The organism is Bacillus sp. FSL R5-0654 (genome assembly GCF_038008745.1).
Lineage (GTDB): Bacteria > Bacillota > Bacilli > Bacillales > Bacillaceae > Bacillus > Bacillus safensis.
In genome coordinates this window covers 1,499,623-1,518,459 of record NZ_JBBOZV010000001.1, presented here as the reverse complement: position 1 = coordinate 1,518,459, position 18,837 = coordinate 1,499,623, and the positions used below count along the sequence as shown (strand labels likewise).

Below are 18,837 nucleotides of genomic sequence, written 5' to 3'. Positions count from 1 at the left end.
TGGCAGTGCCAAGCCCGGCAGCCTGTTTACATGAAGCGCACAATCATATTGTAAAGACCCGTTAGTCCATATGATGATGCAAAACGAATCACAAGCAATGCCACAATCGGCGAGATGTCAATCATGCCGATTGGCGGAATAATTTTACGAAATGGTTCTAAATACGGTTCGCAAATATTTGTCAGAAAACGGCCAATCACAGTTTCTCTTGCAGATGGCACCCATGACATAAAGATGTAAATAATAATTGCGAATGAGTAAATCGTTAATACAGTCTGTAAAAACTGGAAAATGTAATATAGAATCACTATGATTTACCACCTCTGAGGTTCTTCCTCTGTCAATAGCTCTGATATTGTACCAGATACATCTACATTATCAGGTGTGCAGAGGAATATATTCGAGCCAATACGCTGGATGTCTCCACCGATTGCATAAACGGTTCCGCTTAAGAAGTCAATGATTCGCTTTGCTTGATCATGCTGAATGCGCTGCAAATTCACGACGACCGCACGTCTGTTTTTAATATGGTCTGCAATCTCCTGCGCCTCTGCATAAACACGCGGCTCACTTAACACCACTTTAGAGGATTTTTGCACGCTTTGCAAGCTGACGACATTTTGTTTTCCTGTCTGCGGGCGATCTTGAAATGCTGCTTTGTCCTTCGTTCCTTTTTCTTCTTGAACGGGTTCTCTTTCTTCATCAATATATTCGTACTCATACTCTTCATCGTCGAGAGTGAAAAAGCTTTTAAACTTATTTTTTATGCTCATGTCACGCACCTCCTGTTTCATTTCCAACAAGTGAAGAGCCAATCCGAACGAATGTCGCACCTTCTTCAATTGCGATTTCAAAGTCATTTGACATGCCCATCGATAAATGCTGACAAGGTGCATTTACTTGGTTAAGATGTTTTACTTCTTCTTGAAGATTTTTTAATGTTTTAAAACAGTTGCGAATCACAGTGTGATCATCTGTAAATGGAGCCATCGTCATCAGTCCAGCAATTTCAATCTGTTTGAAATCAGCTAGCTGCTTTACAAATGGAATGACGTCTTCGCTTTTCAAGCCGTGTTTTGACTCCTCAAGAGATGTGTTCACTTGTACAAAACAGCAAACTGTGTGATCCGCTCTTTTTTCAATTTCATTCGCAAGAGACATCCTGTCGAGCGAATGTAAGTAGTCAATTGACTGAATGACAGATTTCACTTTTCGCGTCTGTAAACTGCCGATGAAGTGCCAGCTAATGTTTTCATCGGTTATGGCCGCCTGCTTTTCAAGTAACCCTTGGTCGCGATTTTCACCAAAGTGCATAATTCCTGCTTCCTTGGCTTCTTGTGCTCGTTCAATTGAGACATACTTTGTCACAGCGACGACCGATACATCTGCTGGTTGTCTACCGGCTCTTTTACATGCTTCGTTTATTTGTTCATTTATTTGTCTGAGATTCTCTCGTACATTCAATTGCACTTATGCCTCCTTAAACCCGACAAAAGACATCATACGTCCTGTTTTCCCTTGATCACGCCGGTGTGAGAAGAAAAGCTGATCATTGCAGCTTGTGCACATCGAACTGACATGTATGTTTTCTTCCTTTATTCCTGCATGAAGCAATACGTTTTTGTTTAATGTTTTCAAATCAATTTTATATTGTCCTGGTGAAATCTCGGAATACACATCCTCTGTTGAAAAAGGAAGCTGTTTCACTTGATCCATGACTGCGTCATCGACTATGTAGCAGCAGCTGCCAATGGATGGTCCAATGACGACTTGAATATGATCGGCCTTGGCATCTTCTTGGCTGACCCATACATCAACCATCTTTGCACCAATTTGCTTGACGGTTCCTTTCCAGCCGGCATGAGCCGTTCCAATTAATCCGTTTTGCGGAGCTAGAAAATAAAGCGGAACACAATCAGCGAAACAAAGAGCGAGCATCATGTTTGTCTCAGACGTATATAAACCGTCTGTACCAGGCAGTGCCTCATGATAATGAAGACTTCCTCTTCCTCTTTGCTCCTTGGTGACTTTCAGGATGCGATCCTCGTGTGTTTGGTCTGCAAACACCCAATCAGAGAGCGGCACAGCAGCAGCATCTGCTATGACTTGACGATTCATTTGAACACTAGAAGCATCATCTCCTACATGGAGTCCAGTGTTCAATGATTGATATGGAGGTAGGCTAAAGCCGCCATTTTTTGTGGTAAACCCGGCCAATACCTCTTTACCAGAACATGTCATGTTCGTCCAATCATGAATGGTCATTGCATATGGTGATTTCTGCTGAAAGGGGTCATATTTGTATGTCAAAGCTGCCTCCCACCTTTCATTCATCTCTCTTTATTTCGCTCCTATTTTACCACAAGACATGCATAGACAGTTAGTGGGATTCATTAAATATTACACTCAAATGTGCCCTTTCTGCAGGTTTTTTTACAAATTGATATGAAAACGTAATCTTTTTACCCGAAAAAGACATTGTTTGCTAAGAATGAAGAGTTTGTTTTAAGGAAAAATTGAATGATTCATTGAGGAATTATACGAATTAAGAAGACAAGCGGACAAGTATCACATCTTCGCCAATTTTTACTATATTTCGCCATGGGACAATCATTTCCTCTTCTTTTCCGAAAAATCCCATCATTTTACCTGTGCCGCCAATAATAATCGCTTGGATTTTACCGCTTGTGACATTAATATCAATGTCCCCAATGGTGCCTAGTTTTTTCCCGCTGGATACATCGACGACATCCTTGATTTGGAATTCAGAAATACTGATCATCTGTCCTTCCCCGCCTTTCGTTTTCTACTATAATATGTATGATGGAAAAGCAGGGACGCAGACCAATAGTTTCTTTTATCTACAATTTGCTTAAATGCGGACGGCCATTTCTCCACATGACATCTACCGGACATTCAAAAAAAGAAGAAAGCAGGCCGCTTGTCATCATCTCTTTTGTTTCTCCTTGATCAAAAACCGATCCATTTTTTAATAATAAGGTATGCTGAAAAACAGGCAGAATCTCCTCTGCATGATGGGTCGTATAGAGCAAAGTAGGCGCATCAGGCTTAGCTGCAATAAATGAGATGGTCTCCAGCACTTGCTCTCTTGCTAAAAAATCAAGACCCGTCACAGGTTCATCTAAAATCAAGAGCTGCGGATCATTCATTAAAGCCCTCGCAATCAAGACTTTTTGCTTCTCTCCCTGTGAGAGGGTTTCATATGTTCTGTTGGCATATTTGAATGAACCAAACGCTTTTAATAGATCAATGGCTTTCTCTCTCATTTCATCAGTCGGGGTTTCATAAAGCCCGATAGAAGCAAATGCGCCGCTCAAAACAATTTCAAAAGCATTGTCGTCTCTGTGCAATTTCTTTTCAAGTCCCGCTGAGATGAGACCAATTTTCCTCCTGAGCTTTTCACCAAGAGCTTCCTTGCCAAAGACATGCCCCAGCACTGTCATCTCGCCTGACGTGGGGAAATAATAGGAGCAGAGCATATTTAATAAAGCGGTTTTCCCCGCACCATTTAAACCGTAAAGCACCCAGTGTTCCTGCTTATTTACCTGCCAGTCAACAGACTGCAGCAGCCATTTCCCATTTCTTTTTAATGAAACATTCTTCAATTCAAGTGACACCATAACTTCCTCCTGAGTAAAAATTCTGAATATACAAATAATGAATGTTTACAGCATATCGTAAATGCTCTTTCTGGTAAACCTCATATAAAAAAGCTGTTCCAATTTAGGAACAGCTTTTTTTACAAGGTTACGAAATTTCAATTCGTACGCCTTCTTTTATATCAGGAAACGTGTGCGGGGATGCAAATACAGCTCCTGGTAATACATCATCAAACGGCTCTTGGAAGTAGATCGAAATATGGCCGAGCTCTTTAAAGTTGTCATTTGCTTTATTGCCTAGGGCTGTGATCGTGTACGTTTGATCGCCCACTTGAATGGTTCCGCCTAGCTTCAGCGGCTCTTCTTCTAGATGTTCGAACTCATGAATGACAGACATATCTCTTAATTCCTGCGGCGCTGCGGGTCCAAATAAAACAATCAGCTTATCTTCTTTAAATTGCGGGACTAAGATCCCAATTTCTTTTACGACAGATTGTGTTACCATGTATCTCGATTCCTCCTTTAATACGTTTAATACATACCGAAGCTGGCAACGTATGCGATCACAACAGATAGAACCCCTGTAATAAGACGGCTATACAAAACAGCTGGTACCCCATATTGTACCGTTTCCGGCTTCGCTTCACCAAGTGACAACCCCACTGGAATAAAATCACACCCTACTTGACCGTTGATGGCAAATAGTGCAGGAAGTGCAAATTGAGGCGGAATGTTTCCTAGTGCGATTTGACTACCAATCAGAACACCGATGACTTGGGCAATGACTGCTCCAGGTCCTAAGACAGGTGATAGGAACGGCAGTGTACAGACCACAACGAGCAGTAAGAGCCCCCAAAGAGATCCAGCCAAAGGTGATAGAAAATGGGCAATCAGATCACCGATTTTTGTATAATTGATAATTCCAATTAACATACTGACAAATGCCATGAATGGAATAATGTTTTTCAAAAGCATATCAACAGAATCACGGCCAGCCTGGTAGAACGTACCGGTGACTTTCCCGATTCCGCGTGAGAATCTCATCAGGAAATTGCCTTTTTCCTGCCGCTCAATATTTTCCTCTTTCAGCTTTGCATACGTTTCTTTGAAATTCTCTTTGTCAATCGACTCACTGTTTTCCTGACCTTCTGCTTTCGCCTCACCATCAGATGCTTCTGCATAGGAAATATCTTTTTCTGTTACGCCTGATACGAAGATATCTTCTGTAATATGTTTAGCAAGCGGCCCAGAAGGAGAGGATGCCAAAACGTCTACAGTTGGAATGCGTTTCATTGGATAAAGTCCGATTCGCGCTGTTCCCCCGCAGTCAATGACAACACACATCATTTCATCTTCTGGTATAGAGTTTTTAAAGCCATCACATGCTTCTGTCCCTGTCATTTCTGCAATTTTACGTGCAACCGGGTGAATGCCTCCCCCTGTAATGGAAACAACCTTTCTTCTTTTACCAGTTGGTTCAAGCTCTAAGCCTTCTCCCCATCCGCCAGCACCTTTTGCAACAAATACTTTGTGGTTTGTCATGTCTAACCCTCCCCTATTGTGAATTCGCTTTCATTTTTCCTGCTAAATATTTTGTAATCCATTCAGTAATGATTCCGCGTAGTAAAATGACGACGATCCCGACTAAGAAGTAACGAACAGCAAGCTCTGACATTGAATAACCAGCTTCTTTAATCCCGTTCGCAATTCCTAAGTAGACAAATAGTTCTCCTGCGTTGGCATACGGGAACAGTGATGTCACCGGATGAACAAATGAAACAGCTGAATCATAGAATGCTGGTTTTTGTTTTTCAGGTAAGAAGCGGCCAAACGTATAAGCCATTGGGTTTGTCAAAATAAGTACAGATAAGATCGGCATTAACGTGTAGCGCAAAATGGTATATTTCGCTGCAAACTGAATGGCTCTATTCACTCGCTCTTCTCCAATAAATTTCATGACAGCATAAGTGAAAGTAAGTAACACAACAAGCGTTGGAACGATACCTGTAATCAGACCCATGAACTGCTTTCCGCCGGCTTCAAACATTCCGATAAAGTGCTCTCCAAACCATTGAATCCATTCCATGTTTCATCTCCCCTTTCTTTAGTTCACATTTGTTATATTTTTTTTCGAAATCGAGACAAGTGCCTGCTCAGCCGCCATGGAAAGTGCTTGCATGACAGCTGGCGCTTTTTTGCGCTTTTTCAACGTTTTCTTCATCATGTGGTGCTCGTCCAGCACAGCCCCTACATGCTTGCCTTCATATGCAGGGACTTCTTTAAATTTAGATAAGATCGACACGCCGCCAAGCACATGGCATTTTTGAATGATATACGATTCATCCACAATGATGAGCGCAATGGCCCCAGGGCCAACTTTGCGCCGTTCCATTCCTGAAAATAAGTGATAGCCTTGTTTCCCTCTGTAGTCATCAATCAGTGAGTCCATGCTTTTGCGGTAATACTTGATTTGAATAAAAGATAACCCATACTGCACGATGAGAATGATACAAAGTACGATTGCTAATTTTTCCATAGCTTCACGTCCTTATGATTGAAATAAGTGATCTTGTAATGAACGCAGCTTCCAGACGGTTGTGTTTGAATCAAGCTCTACATCATCATGAGTCAGGAACTGTCCTAATTTGATGTCTTTTTTCGCTACGACTTTTCCGCTGATTAAGCCAATTGGAATGTGACCGTTCGTTTTCATGTCTTGATGCGTTTCAAGTACACCTCTTACGGAGTATCCGCCAATTCCGTCAAGTGATTCCCCTGCTTTAATATCTCTTTTCGCAACAGCGACTGTTTCTGACACTGGTACACCAATCGGGTGGATCGATGAATCATGCTGTAAGACCGCTTTTGCGATGGTAACAGGTGTTTCAAGACTCGCTAAGTGGAAAGGACGGTAAAGCGTGTAGTGAGGACCTTTTCCAACTTTTAAGTAACGAAGCTCTTCATCTACTGGCTCTAGATCACTCTTGACGATAACGAATACGCCTGGAGCAAGTCCATTTACATATTCAACGACTCCGAAGTTATCGAGCACGCCGCCTTGTTGTTTTTGATTCAATTTATCTGCTACATTCTCTAAATTTGCTTCGACTCCGTGCATACCGACTTTATCTGGCAAAAGCCCTGTCGCGTTACTTAATAAGTTCATTTCTGCCATTGTTTTTGTTCCGTCTTGGAAGGCAGCGAGCATATGTGCACTCATATGTTTACTATCTGCTTCTGCTTTACACGTATCTGGATTTGCTTCTGGGAAGAATGGGTTGTTCTTGCCTTTCCCAGCAACGAGCACCTCAAGTCCCATTGTTTTTGCAAATTCATATAATTCTAGTGTTGCTGCCGGTTCGTCTCCAGCTGATCCAGAATAAACAAGTCCTGCATTTGTGAATAATTTATGCATCACCAAACCGATGGTAATATCAACTTCTACATTTAAAAGAACGAGATGTTTCTTTGAATTAAGCGCTTCCAAAGATATGTTTGCTCCGACCTCTGGCACTCCTGTTGCATCTACGACAACTTCCACAAAATCTGATTGAATCACTTCTCTATAATCATTTGTGACGACCATTTGATGCGGCTTCGCATGCTGCTTGTAAAAATTCGCTGCCTTCTCTGCTGCACTAAGGTGAATATCACAAACACCTGCTACAATCATGCCTGGAATTTTAGAAATTTGTGAAATAAGTCCAAAGCCCATTTGGCCTGCCCCAATAATTCCTACTTTGATTGGATCTCCACTGCGTTCTCGAGCTAACAACTGTTGATAGATTGACATCTAAATCATCCTTTCAGGTTTTCTTGCTTCTCGGGTAGATTGCTAGAAAAATAATCTGAAACTTTTAACAAATGTTATAAAAATTAACAAAAATCTGTTTCTTGTAACATTTGTTATTTTATTTATCATTTGTTATGAACTTAGTTTATATGATGTGTCAACTTTGTGTCAAGATAAAATCGATAAAATTTTCAATCTTTTTGAGTCTAAAGACTCAAAAAAACTACCTAATCATATTAGGTAGTTACTTTAATAAGGCATCTCCTGTTCGTTCATCCGTAATTAATACATGAATTAATCCACCTTCTAATGCTGCCCGGATCGCTTCAACTTTTTCTTCTCCTCCAGCGACACCAATGACTAGCGGGATTTCTTTCAACTTTTGCGGGCTTATGCCCATTACCCTGTCGTTCCATGGGTGAGGATACACTTCCCCTTGGTGATCAATAAAGTTATAGCAAATGTCACCCGCTACATCCTTCGCTTGAAGAATATCCTCCTCACCGCTTGTCATATAAGATTTCACCATCGTTGAATGCTGCGGAACCCCGCCAATCCCGACAACCGCAATATTTGATGTTTCTCCTAATTCAATCACTTTTTTGATTGACGGCTGCCGTATCAGTACATCCTTCGCTTCTTTCGTATCAAGCATGACGGGCACATGTAAAAACTCACATTTAGATTTGAGTGCCTCTGTGCATCTCGCAATAATATAATTGGCATGGATATCAACATCTTCGTTTCCCACACCCCCGACAAGCGGAACAAATGTCACGGATGGGTAGTGCTGAACTGACGTAAGCGCTTTCGCCATTTCATGCAAAGTCGTTCCTGAGGAAAAACCGATGACTTGTCCATCCTTCATGACTTTTAATAAAAAGCCTGCCGCCGCAGCGCCGATTCGGCTTTTTGTTGTTTCTTGGCTGAGCGTTTCCACACAGACTACTTCTCGCAGCCCGTATTTCCGCTCTATTTTTCTTTCTAAAGATCCATATTGTTGATTCATTTCATCATGAATAATGATTTCCACGATTCCTGCTTCACGTGCTTTTGCCAAATATTTCGATATGAGCGAACGGCTAACCCCAACAGCATCTGCTATTTTAGATTGAGTGGCGCCTTCTTCATAATACATATGCGCAACCTTAATGAGCAGCCTTCTTTCATCATGGAATGTCATAATAACCCTTCTTTCCGCTTAAGTGTTCCCTAACAAATGATATCTAAAATAACATTTGTTAAAAACAGATTAAATGAAAAAAATAACAGAGTCAATACTAGAGACGCGCTCTTTCCCAGAATGAAAAAAGCCGCACATGAAGCGGCGGCTTTAAAAGATGTTTTTATTCATTTGTTTGATGGCTGCTTTTTCAAGTCTTGAGACTTGTGCTTGAGAAATCCCGATCTCTTCAGCGACTTCCATTTGCGTTTTTCCTTGGAAGAACCGTTTGCGGAGAATCATTTTTTCTCGATCATTCAATCTGCGCATTCCCTCTTTTAAGGCCAATTCCTCTACCCATTGTGTGTCTTTGTTCCGATCATCACTAATTTGATCCATCACATAAATCGGATCTCCTCCGTCATTATAGATCGGTTCAAACAAAGAAACAGGATCTTGAATCGCATCTAGGGCAAAGACAATTTCCTCATGAGGCACTTCCAGCACTTTGGCAATGTCTTCTGCCGTTGGCTCCTTGCTTGTCTCACTAATCAGCCTCTCACGAACCTGAAGCGCTTTGTAGGCAATATCTCTTAGTGAACGAGACACCCGAATTGGGTTGTTATCACGCAAGTATCGACGGATTTCTCCTATGATCATAGGGACCGCATAAGTTGAAAATCTGACATTGTGGCTTAAATCAAAATTATCAATTGATTTCATTAATCCGATACAGCCTACTTGGAAGAGATCATCCACATACTCGCCTCTGTTGTTAAAACGCTGAATCACACTTAAAACCAACCGCAAATTGCCATTGACTAGCTTTTCTCTTGCTGTATCGTCACCCTCATCTTGCAGCTGTCTGAACAATTTTCTCATCTCTTCGTTTTTCAGAACAGGCAGTTTGGAGGTGTCGACTCCGCAGATTTCCACTTTATTTCTGGACACTTTTTTCCCTCCCTACAGGAGCTGTTGTACAAAGTTCAGTATCTCCTTGGGATGGAAAAATATGCACGAGTGATGACGAGAATCATGAGAAAAGAAGTTGATTCCTTTGACAGCAAAGGGACAGAGCTTTTCAAAAATTTTTTTTAGACCATTTTGTTAAATTCTTTTTGTAATCGTTTAATAATTCTTTTTTCAAGCCTTGAAATATACGACTGGGAAATGCCTAGCATATCAGCGACATCTTTTTGGGTTTTTTCCTCACCGCCAACCAAGCCGAATCTGAGCTCCATGATCTGTTTTTCACGGTCATTTAATTGCTCCAGCGCTTTTTTCAAAAGTTTTTTATCTACATTTGCTTCAATATCCCGTGTGATAATATCATCATCTGTTCCAAGTACGTCTGATAAAAGCAGTTCATTTCCGTCCCAATCAATGTTGAGCGGCTCATCAAACGACACTTCTGAACGAATTTTATTATTTCGGCGCAAATACATCAAAATCTCATTTTCAATACATCTCGAAGCATATGTCGCAAGCTTGATCTTTTTTTCTGGGTTAAATGTATTGACTGCCTTAATCAGGCCAATAGTTCCAATACTAATTAAATCCTCAATATTAATCCCTGTGTTTTCAAATTTTCTTGCGATGTAGACCACCAACCGCAAATTTCTTTCGATCAGGATAGCCCTTGCTGTTTGATCACCTTTTGGTAATTTGACAAGCAGTTCCTGCTCTTCATCCTTTGATAATGGCGGCGGCAACGCCTCACTACCACCAATATAATAAATCTCATCACTCTTAAGACCTAGCTTCATGAGGAGTTTATACCAGTAGTAAGTGAGTTTAAATTTTAATTTTTTCATCTTCTTCTCCCTTCTAAATGTCAAGTTGACCTCGTAAGATAAAAGACATCACCAAAACTTAAGACACCCCTTGGATGATTTTTCCGTCTAACATATCTGGATGAATGATGGATTGAAATTCCTGATCTGCTGATAAACCGCTCAGACTCATACCTACAAAACACTTGGCTGGCTGGATCATATGCGTTTTTGAATAAATGATGACCGTATCTGGTTTTAAGCATAGAAGAAACCCGTGATCATGACCGACCGCTCGATATGGAACAAGTCTTAAACGATCAAGAAGCGGAAATCGATCATCGAGCTTTTGCATCACTTCAACAGGATGAGACTGCTTCATAAGCTCTATAAATGGCTCTCCGCAAATGGACATGAGTTGATCTGCTTGAACGATCATCACAGGTGTTTTCGTCATAGGATCATACAGCTGATTGCCAGAATCGACGAGTCCCTTTAAGCGGATGGTCTCTCCTTGAATGTGTATCTCCGCAAGGACTTGTTCATCAAACTGTCTTTTTTTCGCACCGACCTCTCCTAATCGTTTCTTTGAAAACAGCCAAATCGCAGGAAAGCCGGTTAAAACGAAAAGCCAGCTAATGGGATCACCAAAGCCATCATTTTGTGAAATCAGCAGCCCGTCTTGAATAACAGTATTGGTTTGTAAAAACGAATGAACCCCGATCATGCCTCCTCCCATCAAAAATGTGACAAAGTAAAAAGCAAACAGGTTTTGAAAAAAGAATCGAAATCTTTGAAATCCAAAAGTTGCAAGCACGATCAAGACAGAAAAAAGCATTTTGCCTAGAGGGTGTGACACAAACATTGCAAATGGTGTAAAGAGCAAGAGAACAATGCTCGATCCAATCAGAGCTCCTAACATATATCGCCGTTTTTTTACTTGTCGTTTGAGAATAAATGCAGTGAGTAAGAGAAGCAATAGATCAAAACAAAAGTTTAACAGCCAAATCACATCTAAATAAATGACCACCTTCTGCTCCTTTCATCTGAAACAAAGAATCAAAAGCAGTACTTGCACTTGTTTGTACCAGTATAAAACAGCCAAGAGATGGAAGTCTGTCAATTCTTGTTGGGGATGATAGAGAACTTTTGGTGGATTGTTATTGTTTTTGTCGAGGAATGAGAGCGCAAAGCAAGAGAGTGTGCTTCCGGACAAGCTTTTAAACAATGATTCGAAACGAAAAAGACACGCTCCAAGGAGGCGTGCCTTTCTTAAGGATTATTTTTCATTGATATTTAATGTGCCTGGGGCTTTTTGTCGTGTGACATTTCCATAATCATCCCGCACAATCACTTCAATGACTGCACCTTTTGCTTTGGCGGTAGAAGTAGCTGTCCAGTAACCTTCATATGTTCCCTTGGCTACCTCACGAAGCGGCAGCTCTGTTGTATTTTGCAGCTTTGATCTCGCGTTTGTCAGCGGCATGTGAATGACAAACGTTGCGTCTAGCTTTTCTCTGCTGTTAAATGAAATTTTAACAGACTCACCTGATGATAGATTGACATTCTCTGCTGGTGTCAGCTTAGAAATCTCAGGCGCTTCGTATTGAACATCGATATCGACTTTTTTAGTCGTTTTGTTTCCTGCTGCATCTTTTGCTGTTACTTTGATCGTATTTTTCCCGTTTTCAAGCAGGATTCTTGCAGAATATTTCCCATCTTTTATTGCTGCTTTTTTTCCATTCACAGTGACTTGATCAAGATGATCATCCGTTACCTTTCCTTCTACAGTGAGTGATTCTTTGTTAGACTTTTCCCCTTTTTTTGGTGTATCTATCGTTAACACTGGGGCTGTTTGATCAATGATCACCTTGACTGATTTGGATTTTTTCGTTGCGCCTTTATCCGTAACAGTAGCAGCTGTGAATACATGCTCTCCGCTTGACACTGTAACCTTCTCTTTGAAAGCACCCGACTGATCTGCTTTCACTTTGGCAATCTCTTTATCGTTTTGATAGATCGCTACATCAACCCCTGGAGAGGCTTTCCCTTCAATCTCCAGTTCATCTTTGTTCGTGATCGTTCCAGCCTTTGGAGATGTTATTTCTGGCACATCTGCTTCATATTGGACAAGCGCACGAATCATATAATTTCCCTCTTCTTTTGGAGAAGGAGAAAAGGCACCGCTTGTCAGCTGCCAGCTTCTTTCAGCATTCGGTCCATCTTCATCTGTTGCAAGGCCTGGAGATTCCGTATTCTTTTTCGTTTGAATATAGACAAGATAGAAATCTCCATCCACCGTAATGGCTTGATCTTCTAAATCTACTTTTGTCCATTCACCATTACGCAGCGCATTCGCTTTAAAAGGTCCCGCAATTTTCTCACCTGGAGCGCCGTCCTTCCCAGAAGCATCATACACTTCAACCGCAAATTCATTCCCGCCAGGGGCTGGCCACTCTGTTGTCCAGAAACGGAAAAGCCCCCCTGTGACCTGTGCTTGTTTCTTCCCTTTTTCTAATGAAAATTTCACCGCCCAGCCATTACCAGGATCATAGAACGCCCGTGCATTTTCAGCTGTTCCGTCATCGTAGCCAATTTCGCCAGCAAAACCGATGAAAGGTTCCAGATTGATTGCTTTTTCAAGCGGCTTTTCTGTCACGTCGGCTGTAAACGAATATCCTTTAAACCCTTTCGCAAATACTTTGACTGTATACACACCGCTCAATGCCTCTAGAGAAAACTCGCCAGATTCATCTGTTTTCACCGGCTCAATTTTCGCATCCTCTACAAGATAAACCGTAGCATCCTTTACTTTTTCACCCGTTGTTTCATTGACAATTGTGCCAGATATCGTTCGTTTTTCTAGTGGCTGTAACGAGAAATTTGCCTCTGCTTGATCATTTGCAGAAATATTGACTTTTTGTGTGCGTGATTCAAAGCCATATGCTTCAGCTTTCACTGTAAATTCCCCTGCACCATGAGAAAGCTGATATCTCCCTGTCGCTTCATCTGTGTATGTGGACTTGCCGCTTTCAAGAACACTGATTTCTGCCTTCATCGGAAGAGCTTTGATAGATGGGGCATCTAAGCTTTTTTCCTTTTTCATCTGGACATGTTTTTCTTTTATTTTAGCAGGCTTTGCGCTTTTCGGATCGACGGGTTTCTTCTGCTCCTGTGCTGACTTTTCTTTTTTGATGACGCCAAGCTGTTTCTTTGCCTTTTGAGGCAAGGCTTGATCTGTTATTTTCACATCATCTAAATAAAAACCGTCTTTTGTCACACTGCCATCCGTTCTTAGCTGAAAAATAACTCTCACGTTCTGACCTTTGTAAGCAGATAAATCTACTTCTCCTTTTGTCCATTCACTTGTTTTGCCTGTGTAGGCTGCCACTTGGACAGCATCTTCCCCCTCAGGCTGCACATGAATATGCACATAGTCATAATTTGCTTCAAGGTCATGCCAGTATTGATATTGTAAAAAGGAGGAGCCTGACTCAGGTACAGCAATCATCGGCATAGATAAATGAGCATCTGTTTGATTTTCATAAGGACTGTCTAGGTTTGTAGCGTAGACATGATCTCCAGTAAAGGCCTTTTTCGGACCGGTGGTCGGCTTCCCCCACTGCCAAGGATCTTTTGTTCCCCCACTAAACCATCCACTTGGCCAAGCTTCAAAATCTTGCGAGTAGCCAGTCGTGATGGATGTTTTAATCGGAAGCGTATACGGTTCTGATGCAGCTTCATTTTCTCCAAAATCTTTCACAATCCATCGGTACGTGACGTTTTCTCCCTCAAGTTCTGGGAGCTGAACAACATATGTCCCTTTTAAATGATTTCCATCCGTTCGTTTTGCTTGCAGCGTCTCCCTTTTCCCTTGATCCACTTGATAGCTCAAGGAGACATTTGTCACAGCTACTTCATCTTCTGCTGTAATACTTAGAGGTGTTGGCGTAGAGGCAAAAATTTCATTCGGTCCTTTATGAGAAAAAACAGGTGGTTCTGTATCTTCTCCTTCTTTTGTTACCTGTCCTTCAATCTTGCCAATTCCATCTGTTAATGCTGTGATGGCTTCTTTTGCATCAACTAATCCTGCCCCATAGCCATTGTTAGGAGATTCCGGGAATTGCTGATCTGTCAGCGGTTTTGCAGTATCAATGAGAATTTCTTCGATCTCTTCAACAGACAGATCTGACTGTACTTGGCGCAGAAGAGCCACAACAGCTGAAACGTGCGGACCTGCCATCGAGGTTCCATTCCAGCCATCCTCATACCCTTTCCCAGGAATAGAAGAACGAATATTTACCCCTGGGGCCGCAATATCTGGTTTCATGACCCCATATGGAGAGGGGCCTTGCAAAGAGAAAGAACCCAGTTTGTTGTTTTGATCTGTTGCACCCGTCGCAAAGGCTTCGGGATAGTTCGCAGGATTTGCAATAGATCCCTCACCGCCAGGGTTAAATAAATCCGTATTACCAGCTGAAAACTCTGGGAAGATGTCCGCTGCTCTCCAAGCATTGACCACATCTTTATACCAATCATCAAGACCAGGCCCACCGCCCCAAGAATTATTGACCACATCTGGCGCCTTTTCTGGATGAGGGGTTCCGTTTTCATCTTTTGGAGCTAAAATCCATTCACCTGCGTCAAGCAGATCAGCATCTGATCCACCATCTTCTGAGAAAGCTTTCACCGCGATCCATTTTGCACCTGGTGCGACTCCAATTTGATTCTCTCCATTTGGCTCAGAGCCAACCATCGTTCCCGTTACATGTGTACCATGCTCTAAATCATCGTATGGCGCTTTAGAACCTGTCGTTGCATCGTACCAATTGAATTCATGAGAAGGTTCATTCGGACGTGCAGGGTCAAATCCACGGTATTTTTCTTTTAATGCAGGATGATCCCATTCCACACCTGTATCAATACTTGCCACAACGGTACCAGTTCCGTCATAGCCTAAAGCCCACGCTTCTGGGGCATGAACTTGAGAAATATTCCACTCGATTCCATCTGCTGCTTTGATTTGTTTGTTTTTCATTGAAGTCTTCAAATCAACAGGACGATGGATTTGACGGATTTCATTTGGCAGCACTTGTTCTACTTCTGGGAAGGAAGCTACCTTTTCCATGACTTCTTTCGTTCCCGTCACAGCGAGACCATTCACAATATAGTACGAATGAATATCCTTCACTTGCTTTTTCTTTTGGGCTTTTTGTAAATAAGCAAGCAGCGCTTCCTGCGTCTCTTCAGACGTCGCTCTTAGTTCTGATACGACAGCTGATCTTTTTGTGTACTGCGTTTTAGCTGCTGTTAACTTTTGTTTTTTGGCTTTTGACACAGCATCCTTCGCCACTTTTTTGACATTGGTTTGTTCCTTCATTTTGACTAAAAAGGTCACCTTGTCTTCTTGTTGAAACTGTTTCATTAATCTAGATGAGATCTTTGCTTTTGTTTTCTTGGAGGAAACAGCTTCCTCTTGATATGAGGTAGAAGTCGATTTTGCTTGAACCATCCCAAAGCTTGTCATCGTTAAAGTACCAATCACCAAAAGACTCATCAAACGATAGCCGGCGGTTTTGCGAAACTTCACTTTCAATCAAATCCCTCCTCCTCAAATGGTCAAACAGTGTATGGGTTTAACTCCTCCCTTTCCTTTGTTCATGACAAGATTCATGGTGTTCTATTTAATGTAGTCAAATAAAGTTCATCATTTTGTCGCTTTTTGTAATAGGATTTAAAAATGATTCTTTTTACTTAATCACTCTAAGTCGAAATACATGTGTTGGATAAAGTAATCCAGACACATTTAAGACTTTTTGATTAGTAGTGATGCGGGTTTCTTTATATATTGAACATGAAAAAATCCCCTTCCGGTGGAAGGGGATGAGTGATACTCGATTAACGTTTATTACGGTTGCGCAAGAACGTTGGGATATCCAGCGTATCATCGCTTGATTGTGTATTTTGTCTCGGCTGAGATGATGACTGCTGATGTTCCTCACGTTTTACTTCACGTTTTTGAGGAATGGATTGATTTTGCTTTAATCCTTGCCCTAATGGATTTCTTTGTGGTTTTGACACCTCTGGCTCTTGCTCAATAAATCCAGTTGCGATCACGGTTACCACAATTTCATCCTTCAAGTTATCATTAATGACAGAACCGAAAATCATGTTTACATCTTCATCAGATGCAGAAGCCACAATGTCCGCTGCTTCTTGTACCTCATAAAGACTTAGGTTCGTACCACCAGTAATATTCATGATGACACCTTGTGCACCGTCGATTGCCGTTTCTAGAAGTGGTGAAGAAATAGCTTTCTTCGCAGCTTCAGCGGCACGATTTTCACCAGTCGCAACACCGATACCCATAAGAGCAGAACCTTTATTGGACATGATTGTTTTCACGTCAGCAAAGTCAAGGTTGATTAAACCTGGTGTAGCAATAAGATCTGAGATCCCTTGAACACCTTGTCGTAGCACGTTATCTGCTGCACGGAATGCTTCAAGCATTGGCGTGTTTTTATCAACAATTTCAAGCAAGCGATCGTTTGGAATCACAATTAAAGTGTCAACTGCTTCTTTCATAGAAGCAATTCCTTCGACTGCTTGAAGCTGACGCTTTCTTCCTTCAAATGTGAAAGGACGAGTCACGACTCCAACTGTCAATGCACCAGAATCTTTTGCGATTTTTGCAATGACAGGTGCAGCACCCGTACCAGTTCCACCGCCCATACCAGCAGTAACAAAGACCATGTCTGCGCCTTTTAATACTTCTTCAATCTGTTCTTTGCTTTCCTCAGCAGCTTTTTTACCGACTTCAGGATTCGCACCTGCTCCAAGCCCTCTTGTCAGCTTAGCACCGATTTGCATTTTCGTTTCTGCTTTTGATAGATTTAACGCCTGTGCATCTGTGTTGACTGCAATGAAATCGACACCTTGTACGTCATTTTCGATCATTCGGTTGACAGCGTTATTTCCGCCTCCACCTACTCCGATTACTTTAATTGATGCTAGGCCGTCTATATTTGTTTCAAACTCCAACATGCTGAATCCTCCTAATCCGTCGAAAATCTAATTCTATTCCCAGAACATATTAAATAGTTTTTTCATTTTGCCCGGTTTTTTATTTGTCTCTTCTTGTGCTTTTTGTTTTACTTTCGGTCTTGGCTGCGCTTCTTTCACTTGTGGTGCAGAAGAAACCGGCTCCATGGATGCGCCTACTTCATGAAACGCCTCATCCGGCATTTGGAATCCAACTTGTCTGCCCTGAATCTTTGCATTGCGATAAGCAAAGTGGATCAGACCCACTCCTGTCATATACTGAGGTTCTCTCACCCCAATATAATTTGGACTTGCAATTCTAACATTGTTTTGCAAGACCGTTTGTGCAAGAGAAAGGATACCTGGTATAGCTGCCTGTCCACCTGTTAGAACGAATCCGCCAGGCAAATCATGGACACCCATATTTCTTAATTCCTCTGCCACAAAGAGCAAGATTTCTTCCAGCCGAGCCTCGATGATATTAGCCGCTTCAAGCTGTGTATACGTCTGTTTCTGATCGGTACCGATGACAGAAACTTCAAATGTTTCTTCAGACGATGCCTCATCATAAAACGCATGTCCAAATTGTTTTTTGATTCGTTCAGCTTCTTCAGTAGAAGTTCTAAGTCCTATAGACAAATCTTTTGTAATGTTCTCTCCGCCCAAAGGGATACTGTGAGTAGAATAGAGATGCCCGTTTTCAAATACGGAAATCGTTGTAGATCCGCCGCCAATATCGACGAGAGCTACCCCTAGATTTTTTTCATCTTTCGATAATGCTGCTGAGCCCGATGCGAGCGGCTGCAAGCAAATATCCATAATTTCAATTCCAGCTCTTTCTACACATCGGAGCCAGTTATGTAGAATCGTTTTAGAACCTGTAATTAACGATCCATCCACCTCTAGCCGAACACCAAGCATTTTTTTCGGATCAGTGATCTCATCTCTTCCGTCGACGATAAATTGTCTCGGGATGACGTCTACGACGAGATGTTCTTGAGGAATAGATACTACCTGTGCAGCATCTAAGACACGTCTCACATCTTCAGCATGTATTTCTTTGTTTTCACTAGATACTGCGACCACGCCGCTCGTATTCTGAATATGAATGTGGTTTCCGTTAATTCCGACAATCGCCTTTTGTAAAGGAAAACCTACCATTCTCTCAGCCTGTTCAAATGCTTGTCTAATAGAATGAACTGTCTCATCTATATCAACAATCGATCCTTTTTTTAACCCTTCTGAAGGGACATTTCCAACACCTATAATGTTAAGCGAATCATCCGCCATTTCTCCGACGATGACTTTTATATTGGATGTACCGATGTCAAGGCTGACGTAAATTTCATTGTTGTTCATTCTATGGCACCTCCTCACATATCAATACTTTCTATTCTATTATTTGCTGAACAACAATACAATGAATGTGTTTTTACAAGTGTGTAACAA

The 18,837-nt window shown here is 41.6% G+C and carries 18 protein-coding genes; all 18 read right to left on the bottom strand.

The window, feature by feature from the left end:
• Positions 1-26: 26 nt before the first annotated feature.
• Positions 27-308 carry a YggT family protein gene (locus NSS76_RS07580; RefSeq protein WP_073205111.1) on the bottom strand — a complete coding sequence of 94 codons (282 nt, stop codon included), beginning with the start codon at positions 306-308 and terminating at the stop codon, positions 27-29.
• A 6-nt stretch (positions 309-314) separates the two neighbouring features.
• A complete protein-coding gene (gene sepF / locus NSS76_RS07575; RefSeq protein WP_024424241.1) occupies positions 315-773 on the bottom strand; it encodes a cell division protein SepF in 459 nt (152 codons plus the stop codon).
• 1 nt (position 774) lies between these two features.
• Complete coding sequence (locus NSS76_RS07570; protein WP_341082680.1) at positions 775-1,464, bottom strand: YggS family pyridoxal phosphate-dependent enzyme; 690 nt, start codon at positions 1,462-1,464, stop codon at positions 775-777.
• Between the two features lie 6 nt (positions 1,465-1,470).
• The gene (gene pgeF, locus NSS76_RS07565) at positions 1,471-2,334 is read right to left on the bottom strand and encodes a peptidoglycan editing factor PgeF (protein WP_073205108.1); all 864 of its coding nucleotides are present in this window, start codon (positions 2,332-2,334) and stop codon (positions 1,471-1,473) included.
• 211 nt (positions 2,335-2,545) lie between these two features.
• Complete coding sequence (locus tag NSS76_RS07560) at positions 2,546-2,782, bottom strand: YlmC/YmxH family sporulation protein (protein WP_008344958.1); 237 nt, start codon at positions 2,780-2,782, stop codon at positions 2,546-2,548.
• Between the two features lie 79 nt (positions 2,783-2,861).
• On the bottom strand, positions 2,862-3,638 hold the full coding sequence (locus NSS76_RS07555) for an ABC transporter ATP-binding protein (RefSeq protein ID WP_024424244.1): 777 nt from the start codon (positions 3,636-3,638) through the stop codon (positions 2,862-2,864).
• A gap of 130 nt (positions 3,639-3,768) precedes the next feature.
• The gene (locus tag NSS76_RS07550) at positions 3,769-4,125 is read right to left on the bottom strand and encodes a PTS glucitol/sorbitol transporter subunit IIA (protein ID WP_007499733.1); all 357 of its coding nucleotides are present in this window, start codon (positions 4,123-4,125) and stop codon (positions 3,769-3,771) included.
• A gap of 26 nt (positions 4,126-4,151) precedes the next feature.
• Entirely contained in the window at positions 4,152-5,162 is a 1,011-nt protein-coding gene (gene srlE / locus NSS76_RS07545; RefSeq protein ID WP_024426936.1) for a PTS glucitol/sorbitol transporter subunit IIB, read from the bottom strand.
• 13 nt (positions 5,163-5,175) lie between these two features.
• Positions 5,176-5,706 (bottom strand): PTS glucitol/sorbitol transporter subunit IIC, encoded by a 531-nt coding sequence (srlA, locus tag NSS76_RS07540; protein ID WP_024424246.1) that lies wholly within the window; start codon positions 5,704-5,706, stop codon positions 5,176-5,178.
• Positions 5,707-5,724: 18 nt separating this feature from the next.
• Positions 5,725-6,156, bottom strand: coding sequence for a transcriptional regulator GutM (locus NSS76_RS07535; RefSeq protein ID WP_024424247.1), 432 nt, complete (start codon positions 6,154-6,156; stop codon positions 5,725-5,727).
• A 12-nt stretch (positions 6,157-6,168) separates the two neighbouring features.
• On the bottom strand, positions 6,169-7,413 hold the full coding sequence (locus NSS76_RS07530; protein ID WP_024426935.1) for an NAD(P)H-dependent oxidoreductase: 1,245 nt from the start codon (positions 7,411-7,413) through the stop codon (positions 6,169-6,171).
• 244 nt (positions 7,414-7,657) lie between these two features.
• Positions 7,658-8,596, bottom strand: coding sequence for a sugar-binding transcriptional regulator (locus tag NSS76_RS07525; RefSeq protein WP_044330757.1), 939 nt, complete (start codon positions 8,594-8,596; stop codon positions 7,658-7,660).
• Positions 8,597-8,746: 150 nt separating this feature from the next.
• The gene (gene sigG / locus NSS76_RS07520) at positions 8,747-9,526 is read right to left on the bottom strand and encodes an RNA polymerase sporulation sigma factor SigG (protein ID WP_024424250.1); all 780 of its coding nucleotides are present in this window, start codon (positions 9,524-9,526) and stop codon (positions 8,747-8,749) included.
• 143 nt (positions 9,527-9,669) lie between these two features.
• A complete protein-coding gene (gene sigE / locus NSS76_RS07515; protein WP_007499746.1) occupies positions 9,670-10,389 on the bottom strand; it encodes an RNA polymerase sporulation sigma factor SigE in 720 nt (239 codons plus the stop codon).
• Between the two features lie 58 nt (positions 10,390-10,447).
• A complete protein-coding gene (gene spoIIGA, locus NSS76_RS07510; RefSeq protein WP_206533878.1) occupies positions 10,448-11,377 on the bottom strand; it encodes a sigma-E processing peptidase SpoIIGA in 930 nt (309 codons plus the stop codon).
• Positions 11,378-11,626: 249 nt separating this feature from the next.
• The gene (locus NSS76_RS07505) at positions 11,627-15,943 is read right to left on the bottom strand and encodes a S8 family serine peptidase (protein ID WP_433961053.1); all 4,317 of its coding nucleotides are present in this window, start codon (positions 15,941-15,943) and stop codon (positions 11,627-11,629) included.
• A 302-nt stretch (positions 15,944-16,245) separates the two neighbouring features.
• Positions 16,246-17,391: a cell division protein FtsZ gene (ftsZ, locus tag NSS76_RS07500; RefSeq protein ID WP_024426931.1), complete on the bottom strand. Its 1,146-nt coding sequence runs from the start codon at positions 17,389-17,391 to the stop codon at positions 16,246-16,248.
• A gap of 33 nt (positions 17,392-17,424) precedes the next feature.
• Positions 17,425-18,747: a cell division protein FtsA gene (gene ftsA, locus NSS76_RS07495; RefSeq protein WP_024424253.1), complete on the bottom strand. Its 1,323-nt coding sequence runs from the start codon at positions 18,745-18,747 to the stop codon at positions 17,425-17,427.
• Positions 18,748-18,837: the final 90 nt, after the last annotated feature.

Bases quoted from the DNA above. Each gene is read 5' to 3' on its own strand.
- sepF (WP_024424241.1), bottom strand. From the start codon at position 773: ATGAGCATAAAAAATAAGTTTAAAAGCTTTTTCACTCTCGACGATGAA.
- pgeF (WP_073205108.1), bottom strand. From the start codon at position 2,334: ATGAATGAAAGGTGGGAGGCAGCTTTGACATACAAATATGACCCCTTT.
- NSS76_RS07560 (WP_008344958.1), bottom strand. From the start codon at position 2,782: ATGATCAGTATTTCTGAATTCCAAATCAAGGATGTCGTCGATGTATCC.
- NSS76_RS07550 (WP_007499733.1), bottom strand. From the start codon at position 4,125: ATGGTAACACAATCTGTCGTAAAAGAAATTGGGATCTTAGTCCCGCAA.
- srlE (WP_024426936.1), bottom strand. From the start codon at position 5,162: ATGACAAACCACAAAGTATTTGTTGCAAAAGGTGCTGGCGGATGGGGA.
- srlA (WP_024424246.1), bottom strand. From the start codon at position 5,706: ATGGAATGGATTCAATGGTTTGGAGAGCACTTTATCGGAATGTTTGAA.
- NSS76_RS07535 (WP_024424247.1), bottom strand. From the start codon at position 6,156: ATGGAAAAATTAGCAATCGTACTTTGTATCATTCTCATCGTGCAGTAT.
- NSS76_RS07530 (WP_024426935.1), bottom strand. From the start codon at position 7,413: ATGTCAATCTATCAACAGTTGTTAGCTCGAGAACGCAGTGGAGATCCA.
- NSS76_RS07525 (WP_044330757.1), bottom strand. From the start codon at position 8,596: ATGACATTCCATGATGAAAGAAGGCTGCTCATTAAGGTTGCGCATATG.
- sigE (WP_007499746.1), bottom strand. From the start codon at position 10,389: ATGAAAAAATTAAAATTTAAACTCACTTACTACTGGTATAAACTCCTC.
- ftsZ (WP_024426931.1), bottom strand. From the start codon at position 17,391: ATGTTGGAGTTTGAAACAAATATAGACGGCCTAGCATCAATTAAAGTA.
- ftsA (WP_024424253.1), bottom strand. From the start codon at position 18,747: ATGAACAACAATGAAATTTACGTCAGCCTTGACATCGGTACATCCAAT.